We start from the raw sequence: 21,978 nt of genomic DNA on the forward strand, positions 1-21,978 counted from the left end.
AGGACCCCCGGGAGTCGATCATCATGCGTCAAGGTCGAAGTCCCTTCCGATGGTCTCCCAGACGCTGTCGAACCACATACGGGCCTGCTGGACCTGTTGACCTCCGCTGGAGGACTCGCCGTCGTTGATCGAGTGGTGGAAGAGCGTGGTGTCCTTGCCCACGAGGTCATAGATCTCGATCGTCTCGCCCTTGGCGACGACCTTGTTGGGGCGGATCGGGTAGTACCCGAAGAACGCATCCTCGTTGTTGATCACGTACAGCTTGAAGAACTGCGTGCCGCTGTGGACACGGACGTTGATCTGGGTCTCGGCGACGAGCCCGAGGTGTTCCAGTTCGGTGATCGCATCCCGGATGCTGCGGGCGTAGCCGACCATGATGTCGTGCATGCGGTCCCGAAGCCGCTTGTCGTCTGCCCCGTCCGCCATACGCACCGGTGCGGCCTGGGGCACTGACATGTCCGGGACGAGCATCCGCATGGTGATGCTCGACGGCGTCAGCCTGCCGATGCGAATCTTGTCGAGCGGTTCCTGAAGCGCGCCGTGCAGCGTCTCGCTGGAAAAGCCCGCGAAATCGATCGTGACGTGATCCTTCGCGAAAGCCTGCTCAACGTACGGTCGAAGCCCCGCTGGCCGCTCCGTCCGGTTGCGGACGTAGACACCGCTGCCCTTGCGGGAGACCACGAGTCCTTCGTCTTCGAGGTCCCGGAGCGCTCTTTGGATCGTCGCCCGAGCAAACCCATAAAGCTCCGTCAGCTCCTTGTGGGATGGGAGCTTTTCGCCGGGCGCCAGCCGCCTGGTCCGGATCGCCGCTCCGAGGCTGCTGGCTACCTGTTCGTACGGGGCTCGGTCGTCGTCGGGGTCGAGGGGCTCGGGGACAAAGGTCATGAAGTTGATGGTAGGCGAGTTGCCTAGGCAAGGACAGTCAGGGCAGTCATGTTGTTGACATGGCTAGCCACGTCCTCTAACTTCGAGATGTGGCCAACCGGGTTAGCCAAGTTGGTCATCTAGTCGCTTCATGCCATCTCGAAGGAGAGACCATGCCGTCTTTCAAGATCGATGTTTCGACCGCCGTCGTGTTCGTCGCGACGCCTCCGACTCCGAAGCTTGTGAGCAAGCAGACCGGTGAGATTGCGGTGGACCGGGAGACCGGTGCCCAGCTCGCGACGGTGGGTCTGCTGATCTCGGACGAGGGTGAGGGGAACCTCTACCAGGTGACGGTGCCGAGCACGGGTGTCCCGGAGGACCTGACCCCGGGCACGCTGGTGACGGTGATCGGGCTGAAGGCCCGGGACTGGGAGAACACGTTCAACGGCCAGACTCGGCACGGGATCAGCTTCCGCGCGGTGGCCATTACGGCGGGTGCCTGACCATGTCGGATATCACCACGGTGATCGAGGTGGCGGGGGCCTTATCGGCTGCGGGTGGGCTCGGCTATGCGAAGGTTCGCGCGCCTCGCGTGTTCTGGTCGCTGGCAGGGCTGCCGGTCGCCCGGGTCCGCTTCGCGGCCACGTACCACTCGACGATGGATGTGTGTGGGCTGACGGTTCAACCGTCCCGCCTGCGGGCGTTCATGGTCCGCAACGTGGCCCGCCGCCAGGATGTCCAGCCGGTCCCGCCGAAGGTCCGCAAGGTCCGGGGTTCGTCGACCGGGATGCGTGCCACGCTCCGGCTCCCCGCTGGTCTGGAACCCGCGGACGTGGCCGCCGCTTCGGAGCGGCTCCGGCACGCCTGGGGCGTCCACTCCGTCCACGTCGTAGAGACCAAGCCGGGTTTCGTCGAACTGCGCATGACCGGCTACGACGTGCTGCGGCATGTGAAGATGCCGCGCCGACTGCCCCGCAAGCTGGCCTCCGGGCCGTTGGTGGTGCCGGTGGCGTTGCGGGAGGACGGGAGCGCGTTCGTCCGCGACTACACCAAGATCCCGCACGGCCTGACCCTGGGGGCGAATCAGTCGGGCAAGTCGATGTACCAGCGCAACCTGATCGCCGGTCTAGCGAAGCTCCCGGTGGGGCTGGTCGGGATCGACTGCAAGCGCGGTGTCGAACAGCGCGGGTACGCGCCCCGGCTCTCGGCTCTGGCGGTCACCCCGGATGAGGCATCGTCCTTGCTGGAAGCGCTCGTGGGGGAGATGGAAGATCGCTTCGACGTCCTGAGCGATCACAGTGTTTCCGACCTGTGGGACCTCCCCGCAAAGGTGCGGCCGGTGCCGCTGGTGGTCCTGGTGGACGAGGTGGCGGAACTGTTCCTCACCGCCGCGAAGAAGGACGAGGAACGCCGCGACCGGATGGTGATGCACATGATCCGTCTGGCGCAGATGGCCCGTGCAGTCGGCATCTATCTGGAGGTCTGCGGGCAGCGGTTCGGCTCCGAGCTCGGCAAGGGCGCCACCATGCTCCGTGCCCAGCTCACCGGCCGTGTCGTCCACCGGGTCAACGACAAGCAGACCGCCGACATGGGCTTGGGCGACATCGCCCCCGAAGCGGTCTTCGCCGTCACGACGATCCCGCCGGACCGCCCCGGCGTGGCCGTGGCCGGTGACGCCTCCGGCGGCTGGTCCCGCATCCGCACCCCCGAACTGACCGCGGCCGACGCGGTGGCCATCTGCCACGAGCACGCGCACCTCACCCCGGCCGTTCCGGCCCTGGCCCCGTTCCGCCCGGCCGTTCCCGTCACCACGGCCCCGGCCAGTCCTTCGCCGCTGGTCAAACCAAGGCCGGTCACCGAGTAACACCCCACGCTCCCCCGGTCGGCGTGACCGTCTCACGCCAGGTCCCTACCCCGCCCATGCCCGGAACCCGAGAGGAAGCACCGCCATGGCCACCAAGAGGACCACCACCAAGCCCCCGAAGGCTCCCGTACCGGCACAACCGGCCGAGTGCCAGCCCTGCGGCGGGACCGGAAACGTCGCCGTCACGGTGCGCGTCGGCCGCAAGCGCCGCCCGGTCGGCCAGCAAGACGGCCTCTGCCTGAACTGCCTCGGCACTGGTACCGACTCCGAGTCCTGACCTCTCGCCCCGGCGCTGGGCGGTCGACCGAAGCATCCCGCCCGGCCCCGGCTCAACCTCCCCGAAAGGAGGTGACCCCGTGTTCCGCACCATCCGCCTCGACGCTGTGCTCGTCCAGGCTGTCATCGCCGGTGCCTTGTCCTTCTCCCACCTGCACGATCTGGCCCTGGCGGCCGGACAAGACGGCTGGAAGGCATGGGCCTACCCGATCAGCGTGGATCTGCTGCTCGTCGCCGCCTGGCGCCGCATGCGCACCCACGCCGGTAACCGACCCGCCTGGGTCTGGTTCGTGATCGCACTGGCCGCGTCCCTGGGCGCGAACATCGCCACCGCCGGACTCCTCGACCTGGACCACGTTCCGGCCTGGCTCCGCATCCTCGTCGCTGGCTGGCCCGCCCTGGCCTTCCTCGGCGGCACCCTCCTCGCCCACACACCCGCCCCGGCCGATCAGCCGGTCGAACCCGAACCGGCCTCCGAGCAGCCGCCGCTGGCCGCTCTGGAACCGGAACCGGAGCCAGCGCCGGACGTCACGGTGGAACGGGCGCCCGAGCCCGAACCGGCCCCACAACTCCCGCCCGCACCCGAGCCCGCACCCCGCCCGGCGGTAGCCCCGGGCCCCGCCCCCGCTTCCGCTCCGGCTCCGGTCATGGCTGTTCCCCCGGCCCTGCTCGACCACGCCCGGAAGATCGCGGACACCCATCACGCCACGACCGGCAACCCGATCGACTCGGCCGCCCTTCGTGCCCGCCTCAACGTCCCGGCCCCGCTCGCGGACGCCATCACCGCCCAACTCACCTGACAGGAGAACCGCATGCGAACGTCCATCCGCGCCGCGCTCGAACGCTCCGCCGAACTCACCCGTAACAACCGCCTCGTTGACGGCATGAAGCTGGGAGAGGACGCGATCAGCCAGGCCACTGACGACGAGCACCCCGAGATCAACCAGTGGCTCACCGACCACGCCGACGACTTCGTCGGCCGGAACGACTGACGCCCATGCCGCGCCCGAACCGCTTCACCAACGTGATCCGCATAGGCCCCGTACAGGTCGGCACCCACTACGACGGCCGTGGCCGCACCAAGCACACCGCCGCCTGCACCGCCCCCGGCTGCAACTTCTCCGCCGACTACCGCAACCGCTCTGCCGCCGAACTCGCCGCCCGTACCCACCGCTGCAACCCCTGACAGGAGGAGCCGTGTTCACGCCGAAGATCCCGCCCTCGGACACCGCACCCACCCCCGCAACGTCCCTGGTCCAGCCCCTCGCCGGTATCACGCACACTCCGGCCTGCACTTGCCAGCACGCTTCTGTCGCCTCGGCCCCGGTACACCTTCCCGCGGCTTCATCTGCCCCGGCCGCCCGTTTCACTCCGGGCTCGCTGGTCCTCATGGCGGGTGGCGGAACCGCCGTGGTCCTGGTCGTCGGTGCGGTCCTGGTCTCGATGCTCCTGGCCACGGCCATCACCGCCGCCTCGGTCGCCCTGTGCGCGGTGGTCCTCCGCTCCCTCGTCAACGACCAGAAAGGCCGTTGACCTTGCCCAGCCGCGAAGCCCTGAACCCGCCCCGAGGGGAGTGCCGTCAGTGCTGGCAGCACGCCTACGACAGCCGCGCCCAGCACCGGCACTTGGCACCTCGTGAGGACTGCCCGGCCTGCGTTGACCACCGCGACAACGGCCACCCCGCCCACCTGATCGTGCGCTGATCGCTGTAGCGAACTCAACCAGGAAAGGAACCCCAGACATGGGCCTCTTCAGCCGCAAGAGCAACGACACCCCGAGCAACCCCGCTATGACCGAGCTGGGCCGAGAGTTCGCCATCGCCCGCCGCCACGGCGACCGCAAGACCATGCGCCGCATCGGCCGCGAGTACGACGCCACCGCCACCGGCGAGAGGGACGCCGCCTCGTTCCAGGCCGGTCAGGAAGCCTACGACACCCTGCCCCCGATCAAGACCCCGCGCCGCAACCGCCGACGCTAACCGGCCCCCGGGGCGGCTCTCTCGCCAAAGAACCGCCGCCCCGGAAGCCCAACCCCCATCCAGATCCAACAGACCCGAAAGGGAGATCCCATCATGCCCCAGAACACCCTGCCCCGGCCGATCTGCGCCCACTGCGACGGCTTCCCCACCGTCGCCGTCACCACCGGCCAGACCACCCCGGACGGCGACCGCCACACCATCACCGCCGACTGCCCCGCCTGCCGCGGCACCGGCCACACCACCCCCGCCCGCGCCTACACCCGCGTGGGGCGGTGACCGGCATGACCGACCTGACACCCACCCCGGGCCGCCCCGGCCTCCACGTCAGCAAGCCGTCCCCGAACACGCCCGCCACGGGCTCCGCCGTCTGCCACTGCGGCGCCTCGGCCACGGCCACCGGCGATGCCCAGGTCAAGGCCCTGGTTGACGGCTGGACCTCGAACCACGGCCGCGCCCACCACAACGGGGACACACCGCGATGAACACCACCGCCACCGCGGCGGGCCTGGACCCGACCACCCTCGCCGACGTGCTGAGGGTGGCCGGGTCCACCGGCTACGACCGCTGGGAAGAACAGATCCGCCGCACCGGAGGATGCGCCGAGCCCATCCACCTCACCGGCGCCACCAAGACCATCGACCGCGCCACCGGCACCCTCCTGCACCACTACACCACCGACACCGAGCCCGGCGGACGCCTCCGCGTCGCCTGCGGCAACCGCCGCGCCTCCCGCTGCCCCGCCTGCGCCTGGACCTACGCCGGAGACACCTACCACCTCATCCGCGCCGGACTCACCGGCGACCCCGCCAAAGGCACCCCCCACACCATCCGCGAACACCCCCGCGTCTTCGCCACCCTCACCGCCCCCTCCTTCGGCCCCGTCCACAACCGCCCCGGAAACCGGCCCTGCCGCTGCGGCACCCACCACCCCGACAACGCCCCCGAACTCGGCACCGCCCTCGACCCGACCACCTACGACTACGCGGGCGCCGTGCTCTGGAACAACCACGCCTCCGACCTCTGGCGCTACTTCACGATCTACCTCCGCCGCGAGATCGCCCGCCGCGCCGGACTCACCCAGAAAGCCGCCCGCGAACAGTCCCGCCTCTCCTTCGGGAAGGTCGCCGAGTACCAGAAACGCGGGGCGGTCCATTTCCACGCCGTGATCCGCTTCGACGGACCCGACGGACCCGAATCACCACCCCCCGGCTGGGCCACCCTCGACCTACTCACCGACGCCATCCATGCGGCTGCCGCCCGGGTCGAAGTCACCGTGCCGGCCAATCCGCAAGCCGGGTTCGACAGTGACTGGGCCCTGCGCTGGGGCACACAGCTCGACGTCCAGCCCATCGGCGCCTTCGGCAACGGCGAAGATCTCACCGAACAAGCCGTCGCGTCCTACGTCGCCAAATACGCCACCAAAGCCGCCGAGACCACCGGCACCGTCGACCACCGCATCGGCAACAAGGAAGCCCTGATCCTCCTCGACGTCCCCGACCACCCGCGGCGGCTGATCGAAGCGTGCCTGGACCTCCACCACGCGTACCCCGACCGCAAACTTCGCGACTGGGCCCACATGCTCGGCTTCCGCGGCCACTTCTCCACCAAATCCCGCGCCTACTCCACCACCCTCGGCGCCCTCCGACAGGTCCGCGCCGACTACCGCGCCGCCCAGCAACGCGCCGCCCTCGGCCTGCCCGACCCCGACGACCACCCCGAGGCAACCACCCTCACCCTCGCCCACTGGGCCTACGCAGGCCACGGCCACACCCCCGGCGAATCCTGGCTCGCCGCCAATATCCACCGCGACATCCAGCACAACCGCGACGCGGCCCGCGAACACCGCGCCGAACTCGAAGCACTCGACGGAACGGAGGTACTGGCATGAGGCGATCCCTTCCCGAGCGCTACCTGACGCCGGTCGATCTGGCCGATCTCCTCGGCATCCCGGTCGAGACGGTCTACCAGTGGCGTCGCAAAGACACGGGTCCCCGCGGTTTCCGGGTCGGCCGACACCTCCGCTTCGACCCCGAAGACGTACACACCTGGGTCACCTCCCTCATGGACAAGGAAGCCGCCTGATGGCCGGACACATCCAAGACCGCTGGTACAAGACCGAACCTGGACCCGACGGCAAGCCCGTACGCATCAAGACTGACCGCCACGGCATTGGCCTGCGATACCGCGCCCGCTACATCGGCCCCGACGGCACCGAGAAGTCCAAGAGCTTCCCGGATAAGCAGAAGCGCAAGGCTGAGACATGGCTGTCCAACATCGAGGCTGACATGTCCCGTGGCGACTACATCGCGCCCGAGGCAGGCAAGGTCACCTTTGAGCAGTACGCAACGAAGTGGATGACGACGCAGACGACGGACCCCGCGACTCGTGAGTCTGTCGAGATGCGGCTACGACTGCACGTCCTCCCGCACATCGGGAAGCGGCTCATCGGCTCGTTCAACCCGACGCACCTCCGCCTCTGGATGCGGACCCTGGAAGACGCGGGCCTGTCTGCCGCCTATCGGCGCGGGATTTTCGCGCATGTCTCGACGGTATTCACGGCCGCAGTCGAAGACCGTGTTATCCGCGTGAACCCATGCAGCGCACGGTCGGTTAAGGCTCCCCGCCTCGATCCGCGCAAGATCAAGCCGTGGACCGCTGATCGTGTCAAGGCTGTGCGGGCTGAACTGCCTGAGCGGTACCGCGCCCTGGTAGACCCTGCGGCCGGATGCGGCCTTCGTCAGGGTGAGGTGTTCGGTCTCGCCGTCGAGGACGTGGATTTCCTCGGTGGCGTCGTGCATGTGGTCCGGCAAGTGAAGTTGCTCCGCAACCGGCCTGTGTTCGCTCCGCCCAAGGGCGGCAAGGAGCGGGACGTCCCACTGCCTGAGTCCATCGCCTTTGCGTTGGCTGGCCATCTGACACGCTTGCCCGGTGCGGATGTGACCTTGCCCTGGAAGACGTTGGACGGTCCGCCCGTTACCGCGGCACTGATCTTCCGGAGCCCTGAGGGCCTCTCCTTGAACCGCAACCGCTTCAACGATCGCCAGTGGCGTCCTGCCCTACGCGCTGCGGGTGTGACCACGGGGCGGGGCAACGGGATGCACGCGTTGCGGCACTTCTACGCCTCTGTGCTCCTGGACGCGGGGGAGAGCATTAAAGCTCTCAGCGAATATCTGGGCCACCATGACCCTGGCTTCACGTTGCGGACCTACACGCACCTGATGCCGTCGAGCGAGACCCGTACGCGGGCCGCCGTTGATGCCGTCTGGGCCGCCCCGGCTACCAATGACGGCCCTGAGACGGCCCAAGAGGGCTCATAGGTCGCTGACCTGCGGAAATCTCAGAAGCCGAAGTCCTGGGTCCACCAGGGGCCGCCCGCGCCGAAGTGCACGCCGACGCCGAGCGTCTTGTAGTCGCAGTTGAGTATGTTCGCCCGATGGCCCTTGCTGTTCATCCACGAGTCCATCACGGCCTGCGCGTCGGCCTGGCCGCGGGCTATGTTCTCGCCGCCGAGCCCCCGCACACCGGCCTTGGCGGCGCGGTCCCACGGGGTTCGGCCCTCGGGGTCGGTGTGGTCGAAGAAGCCCCGGGCCGCCATGTCGTCGCTGAAGTCCTGAGCGAGCGAGGCCAGTGAGGCGCTGGCCGTCACCGGGCTGCAGCCGGCCTTCGAGCGCTCCTGGTTGACCAGGGCGAGCACGGCCGCCTGGGCGGAGGAGGCCGGGGCCGACGCGGCGGACCTGCGGCCGGCCGGGGCGGAGGAGGGGGCCCTTGGGGTGGCCGGCGACTTCCCGGCCGTGGCCGGGGCGGTGCTCTTCCCGGCTTCCGCCGCGGCGGCCTTCGGCGGCGTCGGCGACGAGGACGGCTCCGCCCGCCCGGCCGGCTCGGACGTCTTCGACGGGGAAGCGGACGACGGGGAACCGGCGGGAGTTCTCGCCCCCGTCGGGCCGCCGGCTCGCTCCGGCGCGTCCGCGCCCGCCGACCGCTCCGGGGCGGATGTGCCGCCCCGGCCCAGCAGGTTCGGAGCCCCCTCGGTGCGCACCTGGTCGGCGGCCGGGCCACCGCCGGTCGAGTGGGTGCCACCGCCGGGCAGCAGCCCCGAGGCAACCGCGACGGCCCCCACGGCCAGGGCGGCGGAGACGCCGATCAGTCCCGTACGGACAGGGGCCCCGGATTGCTTCCCGTGCCGCGTACCCCGGTGCCGGTCCAGGTCCTCCGCCGCGCGGTCCTGAACGGCAGGAGCTTCGGCGGAGCGTCGATGACGTCCCATCTGCTGAGCCCTTCCGACGGCCTGGACGCCGCTCTCGGCGTCTGCATGACTCACCCGATGGGGTGAGGTTATTGCGACGGGACTGTACGCCATGGTCTTCCGGCAGGAAGTGCTCCGAGAGCAATCGGCCGGTTAGCGTTCGGGCATGAACGAAGAAGTACGGCTCACCGCCTGGGTGCGCGGTCGAGTACAGCAAGTAGGTTTCCGCTGGTTCACCAGGGCGAACGCTCTGGAGATCGGCGGCCTCACCGGCTTCGCCGTCAATCTCGACGACGGCAGGGTGCAGGTCGTCGCCGAGGGGCGACGTGAGAATTGCCACCGTCTGCTGGAGTGGCTGCGCTCGGACGACACACCCGGGCGCGTGGACGGAGTCACTGAGATCTGGGACACCCCGCGCGGCGGTTACGACGGCTTCGCGATCCGCTGATCCAGGCCCGGTCCCGGGCCGCCCCGGGGGCTGTGTTCGGACTGTGTTCGATGGGCGGCGCGCGGTGAACGCGACGGGGTGGTCATCCGCGTACACATGAAATGACCTGCGGAATGGCCGGGTGGTTGCCAAGATTCGGTTGGCATGCCAGGCTGCGGCAATAGGGATGATCTCCGCGCCGCCCGAGGGCCTCGCAGGAGAGCCGCGCCGCATGATCGTCGGGCCGCGCACCCCAGGGCTGCCCGCCTCTACAGGGCGTGATCGTGTTGACCGTCAAACTTTTTGGTGAGACGCTGAAATCCCCGCGCACCGCAGCTGTTCGGCAGAGCTGTTTGGCAGCAGAACAGCAGTGAATACAGAGCACTGCCGAGCACCGCGGGTGCGATTCCCTCACGACCCACACCGCATCGGTCGGTCACTCAGTGTGGAGGACCATCCATCATGGCAAAGGCGCTTCTCGGTTACGTCGGCGGTTCCGACCCGCGACTCCTCGCCGAGATGCGACGGCTCCAGCAGCGTGTCCAGGACCTCGAATCCGAGCTCGTACGGATTCAGGACGAGAACGACGCGCTCAATGCCGCCGCCCAGCACCAAGAGTCGCTGCTCGACAGCATCGACATCGACGTACCTCAGGCGGAGCCGGCGCTGACCTGACCGATGGCCCTCGGGGCCGGTCGGACCGTACGCGTCAGTCGTCCGAGATCATCACCTGGATCGTCGGCGGATCATTGAAGGTCACTGCTCTTGATCTGTCACCGTTGTGACATGTCCTTGATCCGTCATGCGCAGCTGCACCAGCAATACCGCACGTAACACCGCACACGATTTACAAGGGGCGCTTCGGCGTCCCTTCTTTCTTTTGCGTCTCTCTCCCGTGCCCGGAATCTTTCGGTCGCACTTCTCCGCTCGGACCCGTGCGTGACCCGCCCCGGACGTACACCTCTTCCCCTACCGTCTGATGTGCCCTGCACCTTCATCAGTGAAACCGAGAGCGAAAGGTAGAGTCCGGCGGCGTGCATCTCAAGGCCCTGACCCTGCGTGGTTTCAAATCGTTCGCCTCCGCCACGACGCTGCGGTTCGAACCCGGTATCACGTGCGTCGTCGGTCCCAACGGGTCCGGCAAATCCAATGTGGTGGATGCGCTCTCCTGGGTCATGGGGGAGCAGGGCGCCAAATCCCTGCGCGGCGGCAAGATGGAAGACGTGATCTTCGCAGGTACCACCGGGCGGCCGCCGCTCGGCCGGGCCGAAGTTTCGCTGACCATCGACAATTCCGACGGCGCACTGCCCATCGAGTACGCCGAAGTGACGATCACTCGGATCATGTTCCGCAATGGCGGCAGCGAATACCAGATCAATGGCGACACCTGCCGGCTCCTGGACATCCAGGAACTGCTCTCGGACTCCGGTATCGGCCGGGAGATGCATGTCATCGTCGGCCAGGGCCAGCTGGACTCGGTACTCCATGCCGATCCGATGGGGCGGCGCGCATTCATCGAGGAAGCCGCGGGCGTGCTCAAGCACCGCAAGCGGAAGGAGAAGGCGCTGCGGAAACTGGACGCGATGGGAGCCAACCTGGCCCGCGTCCAGGACCTGACCGACGAGCTGCGCCGACAGCTCAAACCGCTGGGCCGGCAGGCGGCCGTGGCGCGCCGGGCCGCCGTCATCCAGGCCGATCTGCGCGACGCGAGGCTGCGGCTGCTCGCCGACGATCTGGTGCAGCTGCGCACCGCGCTGCGCAGCGAGATCGCCGACGAAGCGGCGCTCAAGCAGCGTCGGGAGGCGGCCGAGGCGGAGCTCAAGGCGGCGCTGACGCGCGAGGCGGAGCTGGAGGACGAGGTACGGCGGCTGGCGCCGCGGCTCCAGCGGGCTCAGCAGACCTGGTACGAGCTGTCGCAGCTCGCCGAGCGGGTGCGCGGCACGATCTCGCTGGCCGATGCCCGGGTGAAGAGCGCTTCCGCCGTCCCCGACGAGGAGCGGCGCGGTCGTGACCCGGAGGACATGGAACGGGAGGCCGCCCGCATCCGCGAGCAGGAGGCGGAGCTGGCGGCCGCGCTGGCGGCGGCGGAACACGCGTTGGAGGACACCGCCGCCCACCGTGCCGAGCTGGAACGGGAGTTGGCGGCGGAGGAGCGCAGGCTCAAAGACGCCGCCCGCGCCATCGCGGACCGTCGCGAGGGACTCGCCCGGCTGAACGGACAGGTCAACGCGGCCCGCAGTCGGGCCGGTTCGGCACAGGCAGAGATCGACCGGCTGGCCGCTTCCCGGGACGAGGCGCAGGAGCGGGCGGTCGCCGCCCAGGAGGAGTACGAGCAGCTCGAGGCGGAGGTCGAGGGTCTGGACGCCGGCGACGCGGAACTGGGCGCGCGGCACGACGCCGCCAAGCGGGAACTCGCGGAGGCGGAGGAGGCGCTCACCGCGGCCCGGGAGGCCGCCACCGGCGCCGAACGGCAGCGGGCGGCGGTCGCCGCCCGCCATGAAGCGCTGGCCCTCGGCCTGCGTCGGAAGGACGGCACGGGCGCCCTGCTCGGTGCGCGGGACCGCCTTTCGGGCCTGCTCGGTCCGGCCGCCGAACTCCTGACGGTGGAGCCGGGGTACGAGGTGGCGGTGGCGGCGGCCCTGGGCGCGGCGGCGGACGCGGTCGCGGTGACGGACCCGGCCACGGCGGCGGAAGCGATCCGGCTGCTGCGCAAGCAGGACGCGGGGCGGGCGGCGCTGCTGCTGGGCGGGGTGCCCGATGCCGGTGGGGCTGATGAGGCCGATGGTGCTTCGGGAGTTTCCGGAGTTTCAGGTGCTTCAGGTGCCGTGGGTGCCTCGGGTGCCTCGGGTGCCTCGGGTGCCTCAGGCGCCTTTGCCGCCTCTGATGTCTCAGGTGCCCTTGATGCCGGTGGGGACATTGTGGCCGCCGTGCCCGTGGAAGGTCCGCCCGCCGTCGCCGGCTTCGTCCGCGGGCCGGCCGAACTCGTGCACGCCGTACGGAGGCTGGTACAGGACATGGTGGTCGTCGGCACTCTGGAGGACGCCGAGGATCTTGTCTCGGTACGCCCGGAGCTGACAGCCGTCACGGCCGAGGGGGACATCCTCTCGGCCCACTTCGCGCACGGTGGTTCCGGAGGTGCGCCGAGCCTCCTCGAAGTGCAGGCGTCGGTCGACGAGGCCGCCGTCCAGCTGGCGGAACTGGCCGTGCGGTGTGCGGAGCTGACCGAGGGCCAGCGGCTCGCCGGGGAGCGGCGCGGTGTATGTGCCGGGCTGGTCGAGCAGCTGGGGGAGCGGCGCCGGGCCGCCGAGCGGGAGAAGTCCGGGGTGGCCCAGCAATTGGGCCGGCTCGCCGGGCAGGCCCGCGGCGCCGCGGGCGAGGCCGAGCGGATGGCCGCGTCCGCCGCCCGTGCCCAGGAGGCGCTGGAGCGGGCGACGGAGGAGGCCGAGGAGCTGGCCGAGCGGCTGCTCGTCGCCGAGGAGATGCCGGTCGAGGGGGAGCCGGACACCTCCGTGCGCGACCGGCTCGCCGCCGACGGCGCCAACGCCCGCCAGACCGAGATGGAGGCCCGGCTCCAGGTACGTACCCATGAGGAACGGGTCAAGGGGCTCGCGGGCCGGGCCGACTCCCTCGACCGGGGCGCCCGCGCCGAACGCGAGGCCCGCGCCCGTGCCGAGCGGCGCCGCGCCCGGTTGCGGCACGAGGCGGCGGTGGCCTCGGCCGTGGCCTCCGGCGCCCGTCAGCTGCTGGCCCATGTAGAGGTGTCCGTCGTACGGGCCGGGCAGGAACGGGTGGTGGCCGAGGCGGCGAAGGCGGAGCGGGAGCGGGAGCTTGCGGCCGAGCGCAACCAGGGCCGCGAGCTCAAGAGCGAGCTGGACAAGCTCACCGACTCCGTCCACCGGGGCGAGGTCCTCGGTGCCGAGAAGCGGCTGCGGATGGAGCAGCTGGAGGCGAAGGCGCTGGAGGAACTGGGCGTCGAGCCGGCCGGTCTGGCCGCCGAGTACGGCCCCGACCAGCTCGTACCGCCGTCACCGGCCGCCGAGGGCGAGGAACTGCCGGAGGATCCGGAGCACCCGCGCAACCAGCCGAAGCCGTTCGTCAGGGCCGAACAGGAGAAGCGGCTGAAGTCGGCCGAACGGGCGTATCAGCAACTCGGAAAGGTGAATCCGCTCGCGCTGGAGGAGTTCTCGGCGCTGGAGGAGCGGCACAAGTTCCTGTCCGAGCAGCTCGAAGACCTGAAGAAGACCCGGGCCGACCTGATACAGGTCGTCAAGGAGGTCGACGAGCGGGTCGAGCAGGTGTTCACCGAGGCGTACCGGGACACCGCCCGTGAGTTCGAGGGCGTCTTCTCGCGGCTCTTCCCCGGTGGCGAGGGGCGGCTCGTCCTGACCGACCCGGACAACATGCTCGCCACCGGTGTGGACGTCGAGGCCCGGCCGCCCGGCAAGAAGGTCAAGCGGCTCTCACTGCTGTCCGGCGGGGAACGCTCACTCACGGCCGTGGCATTGCTGGTATCGATCTTCAAGGCCCGGCCGAGCCCGTTCTATGTGATGGACGAGGTCGAGGCGGCGCTCGACGACACCAATCTGCAGCGGTTGATCCGGATCATGGAAGAGCTCCAGGAGAGCTCACAGCTGATCGTGATCACGCACCAGAAGCGGACGATGGAGGTCGCGGACGCACTGTACGGCGTATCGATGCAGGGCGACGGGGTCTCCAAGGTCATCAGCCAGCGGCTGCGCTGAGGCTTTGCTCAATCTTCAACACTTCGACGTGCGGTTTTGCGCTTTTCGGTGCATAGCATGCAACATCCGATTATTGACTTCGAAAGGCGAACGCATAGTCTCTGCGGCGTCGTCTTTATCTTCAAATGGTGGCAGTCGTGAACGCATGCGCCACTTGGAGGAGCTCACCCCCCTCAACCGGAGCTCATCCCCACACCTGACGACGCGGCCAGGCATCAGGAGTTCAATTGACCAGCACAGCGCAGGGACCGGCGTCCGGAGCCCGAGGGGCCCACCCGGATCACCTCGGCCATGTCATCTTCATCACGGCGGCCGCGGCGATGGGCGGCTTCCTGTTCGGCTACGACAGCTCCGTCATCAACGGCGCCGTCGAGGCGATCCGCAGCCGGTACGACATCGGTCCGGGAACACTCGCCCAGGTCATCGCCATCGCGCTGATCGGCTGCGCGATCGGCGCGGCCACGGCGGGGCGGATCGCCGACCGTATCGGCCGCATCCGCTGCATGCAGATCGCTTCCGTACTCTTCACCATCAGCGCCGTCGGCTCCGCGCTCCCGTTCGCGCTCTGGGACCTCGCGATGTGGCGCATCATCGGCGGCTTCGCGATCGGCATGGCCTCCGTGATCGGCCCGGCGTACATCGCCGAGGTCTCGCCGCCCGCCTACCGCGGCCGGCTGGGCTCCTTCCAGCAGGCCGCGATCGTCATCGGCATCGCCATCTCCCAGCTGGTCAACTACGGCATTCTGCAACTCGCCGGCGGAGACCAGCGCGGCAGGATCGGCGGGATCGAGGCATGGCAGTGGATGCTCGGTGTGATGGTCGTCCCCGCCGCTCTGTACGGGCTCCTCTCGTTCGCGATCCCCGAGTCGCCGCGGTTCCTGATCTCGGTCGGCAGGAAGGACCGGGCCCGGCGGATCCTGGAGGAGGTCGAGGGCAGGCACGTCGACCTCGATGCCCGGGTGGCCGAGATCGAGACCGCCATGCACCGTGAGCACAAGTCCACGTTCAAGGACCTGCTCGGCGGCCGCCTCGGCTTCCTGCCGATCGTCTGGATCGGTATCGGCCTGTCCGTCTTCCAGCAACTCGTCGGCATCAACGTGGCGTTCTACTACTCGGCGACGCTCTGGCAGTCCGTCGGCATCAACCCGTCCGACTCGTTCCTGTACTCGTTCACCACGTCGATCATCAACATCATCGGTACCGTCATCGCGATGGTGCTGGTGGACCGGGTGGGCCGCAAGCCGCTCGCGCTGGTCGGCTCCACCGGCATGGCCATCGCTCTGGCCTTCGAGGCGTGGGCCTTCTCGGCCCCTCTGGTCGATGGCAAACTGCCCCACACCCAGGGCATCGTGGCGCTCGTCGCGGCCCATGTGTTCGTACTCTTCTTCGCCCTGTCGTGGGGTGTCGTGGTGTGGGTCTTCCTCGGCGAGATGTTCCCGAACCGGATCCGCGCCGCCGCGCTCGGTGTCGCCGCCTCCGCGCAGTGGATCGCCAACTGGGCGATCACCGCGAGCTTCCCGAGCCTGTCCGGCTGGAACCTGTCGGGCACGTACATCATCTACGCGTGCTTCGCCACGCTCTCGATCCCCTTCGTGCTCAAGTTCGTGAAGGAGACCAAGGGCAAGGCGTTGGAGGAGATGGGCTGATCCCCACCGCCCCGGCCGCTCGGCCGCACGACACCCCGGCCCGCGAGCCGGGGCGTCGCGGTGGCCGGGGTCAGCGGGCGACCGCCTCGCAGAACAGCCGCAGACTGCGCCACCCCTCCTCGACGGGCAGCCCGCCGCACAGCGGATGCAGGACCAGGCTGTCCAGTTCCCCGGCGGCCCGGACGCACTCCTGCGGCGTGACGACCCGGTAGACGCCTTCGTTCCGCAACTCCGCCACCGTCGCAGCCGCCGAACGCACGGCCGAGCGGATGTCCTTGGACTGCCAGGAGGCGTACGTACGCGCCTCGTGCAGGAAGTGCTCGCCGTACTCCGCCCACGTCCGGTCGGGGTCCTCGGACACATGCAGCAAGGGCGTCGTGGCGGACGGCATCATGCAGAAGCCGTCCGTCCCGAACTCCGCCCGCCGCTCGTGGTAGTACGTCTCCAGCTCCGGCAGATGCGCGCTCGGGAAGAACGGCAGCCCGAACCGGGCCGCACGCCGCGCCGCCGCCCGCGAACTGCCGCCCACCAGCAGCAGCGGATGCGGCTGGGTGTACGGGCGTGGCGTCACCCGGACCGTACGGCCCCGGTACGAGAACGGCTCCCCGGTCCACGCCCGCAGCAGCGTCTCCAGGAGCTCGTCCTGGAGTCTGCCGCGCCTGCCCCATTCGACGCCCGCCCGTTCGTACTCCTCGGGCCGGTAGCCGATCCCCGCCACCGTGACCAGCCGGCCCGCGCTCAGCAGATCCAGGACCGCGATGTCCTCGGCCAGCCGCAGTGGGTCGTGCAGCGGGCCGATGATCGCCGAGACGGTGACCGCGATCCGGCGGGTGGCGCCGAAGACCGCGCCCGCGAAGACGAGGGGGGAGGGCAGCCAGGAGTTGGCGGCGCCGTGGTGCTCCTCGGTCTGTACGGTGTCGATGCCGTGTTCGTCGGCGTACGCGGCCATCTCCAGCGCGGCGCGGTGGCGGGCCGAGAGCGACTCGGGAGTGGCATCGGGATCGACCAGATTGAACCGGACCACTGTGAAGGCCATGGCACTTGTCCCCTTCGTCGGGCGGACTCGGCGAGGCCGGACAGTAGCTGACGCAGCGTCAGAAGTGTAGGGGTTCGTCGCCCCGGAACCTGCCGCCGCTGCCCCGCCCGCGGGCCGCGGCAGGAGCGCGGACGCGGACGAGGCGTCGACCGTGGCCGCCCGGCCCCGTTCGTGGCGCCCGGCTCGGGTGGCGGCGAACGGGCCGGAGAGCCATTTCGCACGGGTGAAGAGCAGGCCCGCCACCAGGACCCTGCTTCCCGCGAAGGCGGGCAGGGGCGCCATGATCAGGGTGTCGCTGCGCGCGATGCCGAAGCGCGGATCCGGCACGGCGAGCGTGGCGTAGGTGCCGGTGACGGCATTCACCGCCTTCCGGCCCCGGCGGGCGATCCGGATCGGCGCGCCGGGCAGCAGGTTGCCGCGCCGGCCGAGCGGCCCGGGAGGGCGTCATGCCGGGTGCCCCGCTCTGCCTGCCCGTGATCGAGACCACGTCGGCCAGTCCGAAACTGATGACGGGGCCGACGATCGCGACGGCCAGTACCTGTCGGAAGTTCAGCCCGTCGAGGGTGATCGGCCCCGCGCCCATGGTGAGCGGCAGCACGGCCGGATTGGCGTCGGCCCAGGTGGGGAAGAGGGGCCGGATCCGGCCGGTGCGCTCGTTGTCGGGGACGAGGCCCGAGCCGTGGGTCTCCATGGGCAGGGTCGTACCTTTACCTCCAAAGGGTGCATATCGCCCGAGTGGTACGGGGGTGATCCCTCGGGACGGCCCGCGCGGGCGGCCGTGACTGATACTGGGAGCGTTATGGAATTCGTCATCCTTGCTGTAGTCATCGCCCTGGTCGCGGTCGGCGTGATCAGCGGGCTCGTGGTCAGCAGCCGCAAGAAGAAGCAGCTGCCCCCGGCGCCGTCGAGCACGCCGACCATCACTCCTCCCGCCGAGCCCCATGTCGGCGAGGAAGCCGAAGTGCCGCGCGAGGAACCGCGCCGCACCATCGAAGAGGTCGGCGCTCCTTCGGCCGAGGCTCCCGCCGAGGAAGCCCCCGAGGCCGTCGGGCCCCAGGCGCCCGCCGCCCCCGCCGTCGAAGTGCCCGAGCCCACCGCCGGCCGGCTGGTACGGCTGCGCGCCCGGCTCGCCCGCTCGCAGAACTCCCTCGGCAAGGGGCTGCTCACGCTCCTGTCCCGCGACAACCTCGACGAGGACACCTGGGAGGAGATCGAGGACACCCTCCTCACCGCCGATGTCGGCGTCGCGCCCACCCAGGAACTGGTGGAGCGGCTGCGTGAACGCGTCCGTGTCCTCGGCACCCGTACCCCCGAAGGGCTTCGGGCGCTGCTGCGCGAGGAGCTCCTCACCCTGCTCGGCACCGACTTCGACCGCGCGGTCAAGACGGAGAGCGGTGTCGACACCCCCGGTGTCGTGATGGTCGTCGGCGTCAATGGAACCGGCAAGACCACCACCACCGGCAAGCTGGCCCGCGTGCTCGTCGCCGACGGCCGCAGCGTCGTGCTCGGCGCGGCCGACACCTTCCGGGCCGCCGCCGCCGACCAGCTCCAGACCTGGGGCGAGCGGGTCGGCGCCCGGACCGTGCGCGGCCCCGAGGGCGGCGACCCCGCGTCGATCGCCTTCGACGCGGTGAAGGAGGGCATCGCCGAGGGCGCCGATGTCGTCCTCATCGACACCGCGGGACGGCTGCACACCAAGACCGGGCTCATGGACGAGCTCGGCAAGGTCAAGCGGGTCGTCGAGAAGCACGGGCCGCTCGACGAGATCCTGCTCGTCCTCGACGCCACGACCGGACAGAACGGCCTGGTGCAGGCCCGGGTGTTCGCCGAGGTCGTCGACATCACCGGCATCGTGCTCACCAAGCTGGACGGCACCGCCAAGGGCGGCATCGTCGTCGCCGTCCAGCGCGAACTGGGCGTACCGGTGAAGCTGATCGGCCTCGGCGAGGGACCCGACGACCTGGCCCCGTTCGAGTCCGAGGCGTTCGTGGACGCCCTGATCGGAGACTGAACCACCTCACGCGCACGCAGAAGAGCCCGACCGCAGGATGCCCTGCGGTCGGGCTCTTTTCCCGGCTCTCCCTGCCGCGGGCCGACAGGCTCTCAGCCGCGCAGGGGCGTGCGATGGCAGCTGTACGCCAGTGTGCCCAGCAGCAGCCGTGCCTGCGGAGGGGTGGCCGCGGTGTCCAGCACCGGCGGGCGCAGCCACCGGACGGGGCCGAGACCGCCTTCGTCGGACGGCGGAGCGGTGATGTGGCAGCCGGCCCCCAGCGCCCGCAGATCCAGGCCCGCGTCGTCCCAGCCCATCCGGTACAGCAGCTGTGGGAGCTCGGCGGCCGCCCCGGGGGCGACGAAGAACTGCGCCCGCCCGGCCGGTGTCACCGCGACCGGGCCGAGCGGCAGCCCCATCCGTTCCAGGCGGACCAGGGCCCGGCGCCCGGCCGCCTCGGCGACGTCGAGGATGTCGAAGGCGCGGCCCACCGGCAGCAGCATCGAGGCGCCCGGCACCCGGGCCCAGGCGTCCGCCGCCGTGTCGAGTGTGGCGCCCGCGGGGACCTCGGGGGCGAAGTCCAGCGGATGGGCACCGGGGGAGGGGCACCGTGCCTCCCCGCACGAACAGCGGCCGCCCGCTGTTCTCGCTCCTGGCGCGACGGCCCAGCCCCACAGTCCCGTGTACTCGGCCACTGCGGTGCACTCGGCCGCACGGCCGCGACGCCGTGAGCCGGTGCGCATCTCACGGATGCCGCCGATCGTGAAGCCCATGCCTCCTCCAACGGGTCCGACTCACTGGTGGTTACGACGAGGGGCGGAATCGTAGCGCTCCGTAGTCGTCGGAGATCCGTGGTGCGCCCGGCGCGCTCGGGGGCGTGCGACGTGGTCCACGCGCCTTGTCATGCATCGCTGCGCCAACTGTTGATCGCCGAGTGTCAAGTGAATCGCGCCCCGTGGCGCCGGTGTTCATCCGAAGGGGTGGCGAATGGTGGCGTTTCTGCAAGCGCCCTCGCTGGGCGGGTGATCGTAGGATTACCGTCGGTACGCGAACCATGGAAGTATGTGCGCCCATGGGTATGCCCGGGGCAACCCGATTTCCTGTTTCGATCGTGCGCAGCCCCCGTATGGGCAGCATCGGATCGGGGCATTCTGATTTTTGGTTCGCGCGACAGCTTTCAGCGGGATGGGGGCCTTCCAGTGAGTGGCAGCGGCGCAGGCGATTCGAATGCCGGTAAGCGCCCCAACGGGCAATTGAGCTCGTGGTTCGTGCGCAGCGGCTGGTCGAAGGGTGAGCTGGCACGGCAGGTGAACCGCCGGGCACGCCAGATGGGCGCCCACCACATCAGTACCGACACCTCCCGGGTGCGGCGCTGGCTCGACGGCGAGCAGCCGCGTGAGCCGATCCCGCGCATCCTCTCCGAGCTCTTCTCGGAGCGTTTCGGCTCCGTCGTCGCCGTCGAGGACCTCGGACTGCGTTCCGCGCACCAGTCACCGTCCGTGGCCGGCGTCGATCTGCCCTGGGCGGGTCCGCAGACCGTCGCCCTGCTGAGCGAGTTCTCCCGCAGCGACCTCATGCTCGCCCGCCGCGGGTTCCTCGGTTCCTCGCTCGCCCTGGCCGCGGGCCCCGCCCTCATCGAGCCCATGCAGCGCTGGCTGGTGCCCGTCGCCGCCGGCGAAACCACGGAACCGGAATCGGCTGCCGCGGCCCGCCGTCCCTCGCGGCTCTCCGGCCCCGAACTCGACCTGCTGGAGTCCACCACCGCGATGTTCCGCCAGTGGGACGCGCAGTGCGGCGGCGGACTGCGCCGCAAGGCCGTCGTCGGACAACTCCACGAGGTCACCGACCTGCTTCAGGAGCCGCAGCCGGCGGCCACCGCCAAGCGGCTCTTCCGCTGCGCGGCCGAACTGGCGGAGCTGGCCGGCTGGATGAGCTACGACGTCGGCCTCCAGCCCACCGCCCAGAAGTACTTCGTCCTGGCGCTCCACGCGTCGAAAGAGGCCGGCGACAAACCGCTCGGTTCGTATGTTCTGTCCAGCATGAGCCGCCAGATGATCCACCTCGGACGGCCCGACGACGCCCTCGAACTCATCCATCTCGCGCAGTACGGCAGCCGGGACTGCGCCACCCCGCGCACCCAGGCCATGCTGTATGCGCTGGAGGCCCGCGCGTACGCCAACATGGGCCAGCCCAGCAAGTGCAAACGAGCCGTCCGGATGGCCGAGGACACCTTCGACGACATCGGGATCGACGGCGAGCCCGAGCCCGACTGGATCCGGTTCTTCTCGGAGGCGGAGCTCAACGGCGAGAACTCCCACTCCTTCCGCGACCTCGCCTATGTCGCGGGCCGCAGTCCCACGTATGCGACGCTCGCCGAACCTCTGATGGCGAAAGCGGTCCAGCTCTTCGGCGAGGACGACGAGCACCAGCGGTCCTACGCGCTCAACCTGATCGGACTCGCCACCGTCCACCTCCTCCAGCGCGAGCCCGAACAGTCCACGGTGCCGGCCGAGAAGGCGCTGCGCGTCGCCAAGAAGATCCGCTCCGAGCGCGTCAACACCCGGCTCCGCAAGACCGTCGACACCGCGGCCCGCGACTTCGGGGACATTCCCGAAGTCGCCAGGCTCACGGGTCTTCTCACCGAGCAGCTGCCCGAAACCGCCGAAGCGGTCTGAACCGCACCCCCGGCCCCGGCCACGACGACCACCCCGAACAGACCGACTTCGGCTCCCCCATCGCCGGGTCAGCGGGTGGTCGGCGTGGCCGGTTCGCGTTGCCGCTTCCGTACGGGAGAGTCGTCACCGCACCGTATGCGGCCGTGGCCGCAGAGCAGACCCGGCCCCGGGCGCGCCCTCGCAGGTTCATGGCGTCGTAACACACCGGACCTCTTCGTCACCGCCGCGAAACACCGT

General features: G+C 69.8%; 25 protein-coding genes. 20 read left to right on the top strand and 5 right to left on the bottom strand.

Annotated features, from left to right (window positions below; genetic code table 11):
- Nucleotides 1–21 precede the first annotated feature (21 nt).
- Entirely contained in the window at nt 22–885 is an 864-nt protein-coding gene (locus ACF08M_RS20865) for a GntR family transcriptional regulator (protein WP_392186735.1), read from the bottom strand.
- A gap of 152 nt (nt 886–1,037) precedes the next feature.
- Between ACF08M_RS20865 and ACF08M_RS20870 the strand changes: the two genes are divergently transcribed.
- The 14 genes from ACF08M_RS20870 to ACF08M_RS20935 all read left to right on the top strand — a co-directional run bounded on the left by ACF08M_RS20870 (nt 1,038) and on the right by ACF08M_RS20935 (nt 8,299).
- Complete coding sequence (locus tag ACF08M_RS20870) at nt 1,038–1,367, top strand: hypothetical protein (RefSeq protein WP_392186736.1); 330 nt, start codon at nt 1,038–1,040, stop codon at nt 1,365–1,367.
- Between the two features lie 2 nt (nt 1,368–1,369).
- Nucleotides 1,370–2,728 carry an FtsK/SpoIIIE domain-containing protein gene (locus tag ACF08M_RS20875; protein ID WP_392186737.1) on the top strand — a complete coding sequence of 453 codons (1,359 nt, stop codon included), beginning with the start codon at nt 1,370–1,372 and terminating at the stop codon, nt 2,726–2,728.
- Between the two features lie 85 nt (nt 2,729–2,813).
- Nucleotides 2,814–3,005, top strand: a complete 192-nt coding sequence (locus ACF08M_RS20880) for a hypothetical protein (protein ID WP_392186141.1) — start codon at nt 2,814–2,816, stop codon at nt 3,003–3,005.
- A 79-nt stretch (nt 3,006–3,084) separates the two neighbouring features.
- On the top strand, nt 3,085–3,804 hold the full coding sequence (locus ACF08M_RS20885) for a DUF2637 domain-containing protein (protein ID WP_392186738.1): 720 nt from the start codon (nt 3,085–3,087) through the stop codon (nt 3,802–3,804).
- A 12-nt stretch (nt 3,805–3,816) separates the two neighbouring features.
- Entirely contained in the window at nt 3,817–3,996 is a 180-nt protein-coding gene (locus tag ACF08M_RS20890) for a hypothetical protein (protein ID WP_392186739.1), read from the top strand.
- 5 nt (nt 3,997–4,001) lie between these two features.
- Entirely contained in the window at nt 4,002–4,190 is a 189-nt protein-coding gene (locus ACF08M_RS20895) for a mobile element transfer protein (protein ID WP_392186740.1), read from the top strand.
- A gap of 11 nt (nt 4,191–4,201) precedes the next feature.
- Entirely contained in the window at nt 4,202–4,537 is a 336-nt protein-coding gene (locus ACF08M_RS20900) for a SpdD protein (protein ID WP_392186741.1), read from the top strand.
- Between the two features lie 2 nt (nt 4,538–4,539).
- A complete protein-coding gene (locus ACF08M_RS20905; protein ID WP_392186742.1) occupies nt 4,540–4,707 on the top strand; it encodes a pRL2-8 in 168 nt (55 codons plus the stop codon).
- A 38-nt stretch (nt 4,708–4,745) separates the two neighbouring features.
- Nucleotides 4,746–4,982, top strand: a complete 237-nt coding sequence (locus ACF08M_RS20910; protein WP_392186743.1) for a hypothetical protein — start codon at nt 4,746–4,748, stop codon at nt 4,980–4,982.
- Nucleotides 4,983–5,075: 93 nt separating this feature from the next.
- Complete coding sequence (locus ACF08M_RS20915; protein ID WP_392186744.1) at nt 5,076–5,258, top strand: hypothetical protein; 183 nt, start codon at nt 5,076–5,078, stop codon at nt 5,256–5,258.
- Nucleotides 5,259–5,263: 5 nt separating this feature from the next.
- The gene (locus tag ACF08M_RS20920; protein WP_392186745.1) at nt 5,264–5,464 is read left to right on the top strand and encodes a hypothetical protein; all 201 of its coding nucleotides are present in this window, start codon (nt 5,264–5,266) and stop codon (nt 5,462–5,464) included.
- Complete coding sequence (repSA, locus tag ACF08M_RS20925) at nt 5,461–6,870, top strand: replication initiator protein RepSA (protein WP_392186746.1); 1,410 nt, start codon at nt 5,461–5,463, stop codon at nt 6,868–6,870. Before ACF08M_RS20920 ends, repSA begins: the two co-directional genes overlap by 4 nt.
- Nucleotides 6,867–7,064 (top strand): helix-turn-helix domain-containing protein, encoded by a 198-nt coding sequence (locus ACF08M_RS20930; RefSeq protein ID WP_392186747.1) that lies wholly within the window; start codon nt 6,867–6,869, stop codon nt 7,062–7,064. The genes repSA and ACF08M_RS20930 overlap by 4 nt, the downstream gene beginning before the upstream one ends.
- Nucleotides 7,064–8,299: a tyrosine-type recombinase/integrase gene (locus ACF08M_RS20935; protein ID WP_392186748.1), complete on the top strand. Its 1,236-nt coding sequence runs from the start codon at nt 7,064–7,066 to the stop codon at nt 8,297–8,299. Before ACF08M_RS20930 ends, ACF08M_RS20935 begins: the two co-directional genes overlap by 1 nt.
- 20 nt (nt 8,300–8,319) lie before the next feature.
- Here ACF08M_RS20935 and ACF08M_RS20940 read toward each other — a convergent pair whose 3' ends face one another.
- A complete protein-coding gene (locus tag ACF08M_RS20940; RefSeq protein WP_392186749.1) occupies nt 8,320–9,246 on the bottom strand; it encodes a CAP domain-containing protein in 927 nt (308 codons plus the stop codon).
- A 145-nt stretch (nt 9,247–9,391) separates the two neighbouring features.
- Here ACF08M_RS20940 and ACF08M_RS20945 point away from each other — a divergent pair, with 145 nt between their 5' ends.
- The 4 genes from ACF08M_RS20945 to ACF08M_RS20960 all read left to right on the top strand — a co-directional run bounded on the left by ACF08M_RS20945 (nt 9,392) and on the right by ACF08M_RS20960 (nt 16,040).
- Entirely contained in the window at nt 9,392–9,673 is a 282-nt protein-coding gene (locus tag ACF08M_RS20945; RefSeq protein WP_392186750.1) for an acylphosphatase, read from the top strand.
- A 441-nt stretch (nt 9,674–10,114) separates the two neighbouring features.
- Nucleotides 10,115–10,327 (top strand): hypothetical protein, encoded by a 213-nt coding sequence (locus ACF08M_RS20950; protein WP_018551753.1) that lies wholly within the window; start codon nt 10,115–10,117, stop codon nt 10,325–10,327.
- 359 nt (nt 10,328–10,686) lie between these two features.
- Complete coding sequence (locus ACF08M_RS20955; RefSeq protein WP_392186751.1) at nt 10,687–14,394, top strand: AAA family ATPase; 3,708 nt, start codon at nt 10,687–10,689, stop codon at nt 14,392–14,394.
- A 227-nt stretch (nt 14,395–14,621) separates the two neighbouring features.
- Nucleotides 14,622–16,040: a sugar porter family MFS transporter gene (locus tag ACF08M_RS20960; protein WP_392186752.1), complete on the top strand. Its 1,419-nt coding sequence runs from the start codon at nt 14,622–14,624 to the stop codon at nt 16,038–16,040.
- Between the two features lie 70 nt (nt 16,041–16,110).
- On the opposite strand, the gene ACF08M_RS20965 is transcribed toward ACF08M_RS20960, so the two are convergent.
- Both ACF08M_RS20965 and ACF08M_RS20970 read right to left on the bottom strand, forming a co-directional pair.
- A complete protein-coding gene (locus ACF08M_RS20965) occupies nt 16,111–17,076 on the bottom strand; it encodes an LLM class flavin-dependent oxidoreductase (protein ID WP_392186753.1) in 966 nt (321 codons plus the stop codon).
- 58 nt (nt 17,077–17,134) lie between these two features.
- Nucleotides 17,135–17,767: a cytosine permease gene (locus tag ACF08M_RS20970; RefSeq protein WP_392186754.1), complete on the bottom strand. Its 633-nt coding sequence runs from the start codon at nt 17,765–17,767 to the stop codon at nt 17,135–17,137.
- 108 nt (nt 17,768–17,875) lie between these two features.
- On the opposite strand from ACF08M_RS20970, the gene ftsY reads away from it, so the two are divergent.
- Nucleotides 17,876–19,087, top strand: coding sequence for a signal recognition particle-docking protein FtsY (gene ftsY / locus ACF08M_RS20975; protein WP_392186755.1), 1,212 nt, complete (start codon nt 17,876–17,878; stop codon nt 19,085–19,087).
- A gap of 92 nt (nt 19,088–19,179) precedes the next feature.
- Here ftsY and ACF08M_RS20980 read toward each other — a convergent pair whose 3' ends face one another.
- The gene (locus ACF08M_RS20980) at nt 19,180–19,839 is read right to left on the bottom strand and encodes a bifunctional DNA primase/polymerase (RefSeq protein ID WP_392186756.1); all 660 of its coding nucleotides are present in this window, start codon (nt 19,837–19,839) and stop codon (nt 19,180–19,182) included.
- 426 nt (nt 19,840–20,265) lie between these two features.
- Here ACF08M_RS20980 and ACF08M_RS20985 point away from each other — a divergent pair, with 426 nt between their 5' ends.
- A complete protein-coding gene (locus ACF08M_RS20985; RefSeq protein WP_392186757.1) occupies nt 20,266–21,741 on the top strand; it encodes a hypothetical protein in 1,476 nt (491 codons plus the stop codon).
- The last annotated feature ends 237 nt before the right edge of the window (nt 21,742–21,978 follow it).

It is taken from the genome of Streptomyces sp. NPDC015032 (assembly GCF_043080425.1).
In the GTDB taxonomy this organism is placed as follows: Bacteria; Actinomycetota; Actinomycetes; order Streptomycetales; family Streptomycetaceae; genus Streptomyces.